A 5,899-nucleotide genomic window follows, 5' to 3' on the forward strand; every position below is an offset into this window, starting at 1 on the left:
CGGGCCGCTCTCGGAGGCGGACGGGCCGCTCTCGGAGGCGGACGGGCCGCTCTCGGAGGCGGACGGGCCGCTCTCGGAGGCGGACGGGCCGCAGGGTGAAGGCGGCGGTGCGTTGACGCAGGCCGGGCTCTGGCGCGCGCTGCAGGAATGGCTGCCGCCGCACACGGCGCTGGTCGCGGACACCGGCACCGCGTATTGGGGTGCGCTCTCGCTGCGGCTGCCGGCGGACACGGTCTTCGTAGGCCAGCCGATCTGGAACTCCATCGGCTGGGCGCTGCCCGCCGTGCTCGGGCAGGGCCTGGCCGAGCCGGACCGGCGACCGGTCCTGGTGATCGGGGACGGCGCCGCGCAGATGACCATCCAGGAGCTCGGCACGATCGCGGCGCACGGCCTGCGCCCGGTGATCCTGCTGCTCAACAACCGCGGCTACACGATCGAGCGGGCGCTGCAGAGCCCCCAGGCCGTCTACAACGACGTGACCCCGTGGAACTGGCGCGCCATGGTCGCCGCCCTGACCGGCCCGGAGAGCGACTACCACCACGCCGGCACCCCCACCGAGCTCGACAAGGCCCTCCGCGAGGCCGCACACCACCCGGACCGGCTGGCCTTCATCGAGGTACAGCTCGACGCCTACGACACGCCTCCGCTCCTGCACCGCCTCGCCGAGCGAGCCATGGCCGCGGCGAAGGGCACGCCCGCCCAGGAACCGCCGCAGGGCTCGGCCTGAGAAGGCGAAGCCCACCCGCCTGACAAGGCGAAGCCCACCCGCCCGACAAGGCGAAGCCCACCCGCCTGACAAGGCGAAGCGCACGGCCCGACAGAGCGGAGGGCGCGGCCTAAGGACCGGGAGAACTCGGCACCACCGACGGCGCCGGACCGCTCGGCGGCGATGACCCGCCGGGCGGCGACGGCGCGTCCACGGATCGGGCGTAGGCGATGACGGCCACGACGGCGGCCGCCACCGCGAGCCCGCCGACGGTGAACCCGGCCAGCCGACGCCGCCGAGCCCCGGAGGCCGAGCGCCCGGGTTCCCTAGAACGAACGTTCTGTCTTGCGGTGGGCCCGCCGTCGGTGACCGCGCCCGCCCGCGATTCGCCAGAACGAACGTTCTGTCTCGCGATCGACTCACTCTCGGCGCCCGCCCGCGATTCGCCAGAACGAACGTTCTGTCTCGCAATCGACTCGCTCTCGGCGGCCGCCGGGGTCGTCGAGCCGGCCGGAGCGCTCGAGCCGCTCCGGGCGCTCGGGCCGCTCGGCGGCGCGCCGCCTTCCGGAGCGAAGCCGCCCCCACCCCCCGCGCCCGGCTTCTCCGGATACGTGGCGGCGTTGTCGCGCCGTGACGCCGGGGCCGGCGTGTGCAGGTTGGCCGGCAGGTCGCCCGCCTCGGCCGAGCGCGGGGCGTAGGCCCCGGCGTTCTGCCCACCCGCGCCGGGCGGCCGGGCGCGGCCGTCGGACGGCGCCTCGTGTCTCGGTGTGGCTCGGCCCGGGGGTGCCACGCGGAACGGGCCCGCGTTCTCCGGCAGGGTGCTTGCCCGGGCGCGGGCGCTTTCGAGCACGGCCAGCAACTCGTCGGCGGTCTCCGGCGGCGGGACGGGCGGCATGTCCGGGAAGAGCTCGCGCATCAGCGCGGCCGCGGCCGCCAGGTCGGCGGCGAGGCTCGGAGCCGTCGCGGCGGGTGCCGGCACCTGGCCCCGCGCGAAGGCCAGGTCGCAGAGGACCGCGCGGCCGTCCGACACGAGGATGTTCGACGGCTTCAGGGCACCGTGGGCGCGGCGTCGATGATGGAGGGCGGCCAGTCCTCGTACGACGTCCGTCGCGATCCGCCAAGCGTCGGCCGCGGGAACGGCACCGTGCGCCAGCAGGTCGGCCAGCGCCCGCTGCCGGAGCTCGGTCGCCGTCCACGGTGGGTCGTCGGCCGGGCCCGCCCAGTAGAGCCGCACGATGTTCGGGTGGTCGGAGAGCTCCCAGTGCAGCCGGCACGTGTCGGCCAGGGCGCGCTGGGCGTACGGCGGAAAGGGCCGGCGCCAGCGTTTGAGGGCGACCACCACCTCGAACGTGCGGTTGCGGGCGCGGAACACCTCGGCCGCCGGGGACTCGCCCAGCTTCGCGCCGAGGTCGAAGTCGGCGAGGGCCTGGCGAGGGTGCGCGCGCTCCGGTCCGGTCATGCGGCCGGAGCCAGGGCAGAAGGGGAACGGGACATGGGTGCGCCTTCGCGAAGGGCGATACGGACACCCCAGGGTGGAGGCTCCCCGCGAGCCAGTGGCGGCTACGGTCAAATGCCCGTCACTGGATTCCCCCAAAAGTAAGACTCAGCCCGCCTGCCAGTCCGGCAGGGACGAGGTGTCCCGGCGCTCGATGATCGGGAAGACGCTCGAGTAGGTCTGCCAGGACGGGCGGGCCGGCTTCTCGCTCATGGCCAGCACGCGGGCCAGGCCCTCCAGGGCGTCCTGGAGGGCCTGGTGCAGCAGCGGGTCGGTGACGAAGCCCTGCCGGTCGATCGCCTCGGGCGCCAGCGGGATGCGGATGCACGCCGCCCGCAGGATCTTGGCGTTGCCGTGGGTGAGGACCGCCTCCAGGGTCGCGCGGGCCAGATCGTCCTCGCCGGCCCGCGCGACGGACAGCCAGGCGACCGGCTTGCCGTCGAGCAGGCCGTCGTCGACGAGCCAGTCGAGCAGGTTCTTGAGGCTTCCGGGGATCGAGCCCGCGTACTCGGGGGTGCTGAACAACACCGCGTCGGCGATGCGGACCTGGTGGCGCAGCAGCACCACGGTGTCGTGCGGATCGTCCTCGCCGGGCACGAAGGCCGGCAGGCCACGCAACCCCTCGAACAGCCCGGCGTTGATGTGCTCCGGCGCGAGGTGGGCCGCCGTGCGCAGCGCGGCGTTGTGCAGTGACTCCTCGCGGGTGCTGCCCGAGATCAGCAGGATGCGCGTCATGCCGCAGACGATAGAGCCTTCGGGTTACGCGCCCACCGGCGCGGGCTCCGTCGCCGGCGCCGTCGCGGGCGCACAGATCAGCTTGATCTCCTCGGCGACCTGCTCCTCGGCCTCGACGCTCTGCACGCCCCGGCCCGGGGTCAGGTCGGCCACCGTCGCCGGCGTCGGGCATTCGGCGGCCTTGCCGTGCCACGCGATCTCGGTCGCCTCGGTCACGGTCACCGTCATGGAGCGACCTTTCGGGTACGCCACGGTGAGCGCGCCGGTTGCCGCGTCGAACGTCGTGACGGTCGCCGTCGCCTTGGCGGCCGGACGGTCGTACACCTTGGGCTTGACGTCCTTGCTGTTGACGACGCCGTCGCCGTCCGCGTCCTCGTCGCCGTCGGAGACCCCGTCGCCGTCGGTGTCGGCGACCCGCGGGTTGAGGCCCAGCATCCGCTCGGTCTTGTTGATGAGCCCGTCGGCGTCCGGGTCGGACTTGGCGTCGTTGCGCTTCGGGTTGAGCTTCTTGGTGACCTCGTAGCCGTCCGGCAGCGTGTCGCCGTCGGTGTCCGCCTTCGCGGCGCTGGTGCCGGCCTTGAACTCCGCCAGGTTCTTGAGACCGTCGGCGTCCTTGTCGCCGCCCGCGTCCTTCTTCTTGGCGTTGAGGCCGTTGGCCTTCTCGTACGCGTCGGTCATGCCGTCGCGGTCGGTGTCCTTCGCCACCTGCGTGGCGGGCTTCGCCTTCGGCTTGGCCTTGGTGGCGGCCATCGCGGTGCCGGACATCGACAGGGCCGACAGCGTGGCGATGGTCGTAACGGCGGCGAGTCGGCGCTTCATGAGGGGGTTCCTTCCGGGGGGCGTCACTTGCAGTGATCACCATCGGCTACGAGAGTGACATTCGGAAGGGCTGCTACCGACTCGCACCCGACAAGCTCCCGTGCCGAAGGAGGAGAAGCGATGACCGACGTGGAGACGTTCCTGGCCACCATCGACGACGAGCGGCGGCAGCGGGACGCCCGCCTGCTGGTCGAGCTGATGACCGAGGTCACAGGCGAGCAGCCGGCCATGTGGGGCTCGGCGATCGTCGGCTTCGGCGCGCGGCACTACCGCTACGAGTCGGGCCGCGAGGGCGATGTGGCGGCGATCGGGTTCTCGCCGCGCAAGGCGCAGACGACGCTCTACCTGACCGGTTACATGGAGTCGTACGCGGACCTGCTGGAGCGGTTGGGCCCCCACAAGACGGGCAAGGGCTGCCTGTACCTGAAGCGGGTGGACCAGGCGGACCAGAAGGTGCTGCGCGACATCGTGGCCAGGTCGTTCGAGCAGGCTCAGGAGTAGCGAGCCAGCTTGGCCCTGAGCGTGGGGTCGAACCGTCCGAGCGCGGCCAGATGATCACTGTTGTCGACGGTCTTGGCGAGCGGGCCGCTGCCGCCGAGGATCCGGACGGCGTCGGCATAGGACAGACCCTTCGGCATCACCGCCTCAGGGTGTCACGGACCTGCATCAGGGCGGTGCCGAGCAGGAACTCGCGCAGATCGTCGTGGGCGGTGAACTTGGCCAGGTTGCCGGCGACCACGATGGGCAGGCGATGCTCGTCCCAGACCTGCTGCTCGAAACCGGCGACAAGCCCGCCGAGCTTCTTGGCCGCGTGCGGATGACCGGCCTCGAGAACGCGCCCGGCCATCTCCTTGTCGCCGAAGAGGATCGCCTTGCTCCACATCATGTAGTGCTCCGCGGTGGCGAACCGCACCCCGTCCACCTCGAACGGCGACGGATACCACTGGCTGAGGCATCCGTGCGCGGACTCGTGCCCCCAGAAGAACAGGAACTTCGGCATGGCGAGCAGTCTCCCGGCATTCGCCGGCGCGCGCCACGCGGTTCCCGCCCTCAGCGGTCCAGCCACTCCAGGTAGTCACGAAGCTCGCCGCCGGTGGCGACCCAGCCGGCCTTCGCGTATTCGAGGATGCGCAGCATCTCCCCGGGCACCAGCTCGTAGGCCGTAGCCCCCGTCTCGGGAACCTTCCGATGGGGCGGCACGGGCACCGCCAGCGGGTACATCGGAACCCGGCTCCGCAATTCCTTGAGCACTGTCAAAAAGACCCTGGGCAGGTGGTACGGCGAAACGACCAGCCCGAGGCTGTTCACGTTCAGCCGCTCCACCTGAGCCGCGATCCACTTCGCCTGAAGCCCCGTGTTGGGCGCGGCCTCGCCCTGGACGACCACCCCTTCACGCCGCCGAAGACCAAGCGTCTCCAGGTAGTCGAGGCTCAGCTCGCTGTAGGTGACCTCCGCCGGATTCCCATTGGCGACGAGCAGATGCCGCGCGCACGGCCGCTCTTCCCAGAGCCGGATCGCATGCCGAATCCGCCATTGCTCGCCCTGACCGGTAGGCACCACCAGAGCGTCGACCCGATCAGGCGACGGCACCGTCAGAATGCCAATCACCGAGCCGAAGAGCTCAAGCAGTTCGTCATCCGCCCCGATCACCCGATCCACAGGCACGAATCCTAGGCGGGCATCTCCTTCGGGTGAAAACGCGCGGGCATGACGATACAAACCACTCTAAAAGCGCTGTTTTCCGCGTTGCCGCCCCGCGCCTGGAGGCCTCACTCTTCCTTGTCGGCCGGTGGGGACCGAGAGAGAGCGCGCGGCGTCCGCGAGCACGGACGCCGCGCGGCTGGCCCCCTCCGATCTCGTGTCAGGACGAGGACGGAGAACTCAATGGACACAGCCAACAACAAGGACAGCAGCAACGAGCAAGATCCGCGACGGACTGGCGGTGCGACGTTGCCCGCCGATCCACAACCGGCCGATCCGCCGACGTGGCGCGACTACGCGCTCCGCTGGGCCCCGTACATCGGCTCCATCTTGGCAGGCGTCGCCGCCATCCTCACAGCCCTACTGAAATAACACCCAGCCACACCGCAACCACCAGGCCCCTCAGCGCAACCGGGCCCCCAGCGCAACCAGGCCCCCCAGCA

The 5,899-nt window shown here is 71.3% G+C and carries 9 protein-coding genes; 3 read left to right on the top strand and 6 right to left on the bottom strand.

Going from position 1 to position 5,899, the window contains the following annotated elements; translation table 11 throughout:
- Positions 1-727 (top strand): thiamine pyrophosphate-dependent enzyme (locus tag Ade02nite_RS01730; RefSeq protein WP_239168445.1); only part of this gene is annotated, 727 nt, incomplete at its 5' end.
- A 109-nt stretch (positions 728-836) separates the two neighbouring features.
- On the opposite strand, the gene Ade02nite_RS01735 is transcribed toward Ade02nite_RS01730, so the two are convergent.
- The 3 genes from Ade02nite_RS01735 to Ade02nite_RS01745 form a co-directional block, all read right to left on the bottom strand.
- Positions 837-2,165, bottom strand: a complete 1,329-nt coding sequence (locus Ade02nite_RS01735; RefSeq protein WP_203759694.1) for a protein kinase domain-containing protein — start codon at positions 2,163-2,165, stop codon at positions 837-839.
- 144 nt (positions 2,166-2,309) lie between these two features.
- A complete protein-coding gene (locus Ade02nite_RS01740) occupies positions 2,310-2,936 on the bottom strand; it encodes an NADPH-dependent FMN reductase (protein WP_203759695.1) in 627 nt (208 codons plus the stop codon).
- Positions 2,937-2,960: 24 nt separating this feature from the next.
- Positions 2,961-3,755: a hypothetical protein gene (locus tag Ade02nite_RS01745; RefSeq protein ID WP_203759696.1), complete on the bottom strand. Its 795-nt coding sequence runs from the start codon at positions 3,753-3,755 to the stop codon at positions 2,961-2,963.
- 120 nt (positions 3,756-3,875) lie between these two features.
- On the opposite strand from Ade02nite_RS01745, the gene Ade02nite_RS01750 reads away from it, so the two are divergent.
- Entirely contained in the window at positions 3,876-4,256 is a 381-nt protein-coding gene (locus tag Ade02nite_RS01750) for a DUF1801 domain-containing protein (RefSeq protein ID WP_239168446.1), read from the top strand.
- Here the strand turns inward: Ade02nite_RS01750 and Ade02nite_RS01755 are convergent.
- From Ade02nite_RS01755 to Ade02nite_RS01765, 3 genes are read right to left on the bottom strand one after another with little or no spacing between them, the layout of a single operon-like run.
- Positions 4,247-4,396: a hypothetical protein gene (locus Ade02nite_RS01755; RefSeq protein WP_203759697.1), complete on the bottom strand. Its 150-nt coding sequence runs from the start codon at positions 4,394-4,396 to the stop codon at positions 4,247-4,249. The two genes, Ade02nite_RS01750 and Ade02nite_RS01755, sit on opposite strands and share 10 nt — an antisense overlap.
- On the bottom strand, positions 4,393-4,755 hold the full coding sequence (gene ybiA, locus Ade02nite_RS01760) for a riboflavin biosynthesis intermediates N-glycosidase (protein WP_203759698.1): 363 nt from the start codon (positions 4,753-4,755) through the stop codon (positions 4,393-4,395). The genes Ade02nite_RS01755 and ybiA overlap by 4 nt, the downstream gene beginning before the upstream one ends.
- A gap of 50 nt (positions 4,756-4,805) precedes the next feature.
- Positions 4,806-5,414 (bottom strand): ElyC/SanA/YdcF family protein, encoded by a 609-nt coding sequence (locus Ade02nite_RS01765; protein WP_239168447.1) that lies wholly within the window; start codon positions 5,412-5,414, stop codon positions 4,806-4,808.
- Between the two features lie 225 nt (positions 5,415-5,639).
- Between Ade02nite_RS01765 and Ade02nite_RS01770 the strand changes: the two genes are divergently transcribed.
- The gene (locus Ade02nite_RS01770) at positions 5,640-5,828 is read left to right on the top strand and encodes a hypothetical protein (RefSeq protein ID WP_203759700.1); all 189 of its coding nucleotides are present in this window, start codon (positions 5,640-5,642) and stop codon (positions 5,826-5,828) included.
- Positions 5,829-5,899: the final 71 nt, after the last annotated feature.

It is taken from the genome of Paractinoplanes deccanensis, assembly GCF_016862115.1.
Classification (GTDB): domain Bacteria; phylum Actinomycetota; class Actinomycetes; order Mycobacteriales; family Micromonosporaceae; genus Actinoplanes; species Actinoplanes deccanensis.

What these genes read in the sequence shown, in the direction of transcription:
- Ade02nite_RS01735 (WP_203759694.1), bottom strand. Translation starts at nt 2,165, where the DNA reads ATGACCGGACCGGAGCGCGCGCACCCTCGCCAGGCCCTCGCCGACTTC.
- Ade02nite_RS01740 (WP_203759695.1), bottom strand. Translation starts at nt 2,936, where the DNA reads ATGACGCGCATCCTGCTGATCTCGGGCAGCACCCGCGAGGAGTCACTG.
- Ade02nite_RS01745 (WP_203759696.1), bottom strand. Translation starts at nt 3,755, where the DNA reads ATGAAGCGCCGACTCGCCGCCGTTACGACCATCGCCACGCTGTCGGCC.
- Ade02nite_RS01750 (WP_239168446.1), top strand. Translation starts at nt 3,876, where the DNA reads ATGACCGACGTGGAGACGTTCCTGGCCACCATCGACGACGAGCGGCGG.
- ybiA (WP_203759698.1), bottom strand. Translation starts at nt 4,755, where the DNA reads ATGCCGAAGTTCCTGTTCTTCTGGGGGCACGAGTCCGCGCACGGATGC.
- Ade02nite_RS01770 (WP_203759700.1), top strand. Translation starts at nt 5,640, where the DNA reads ATGGACACAGCCAACAACAAGGACAGCAGCAACGAGCAAGATCCGCGA.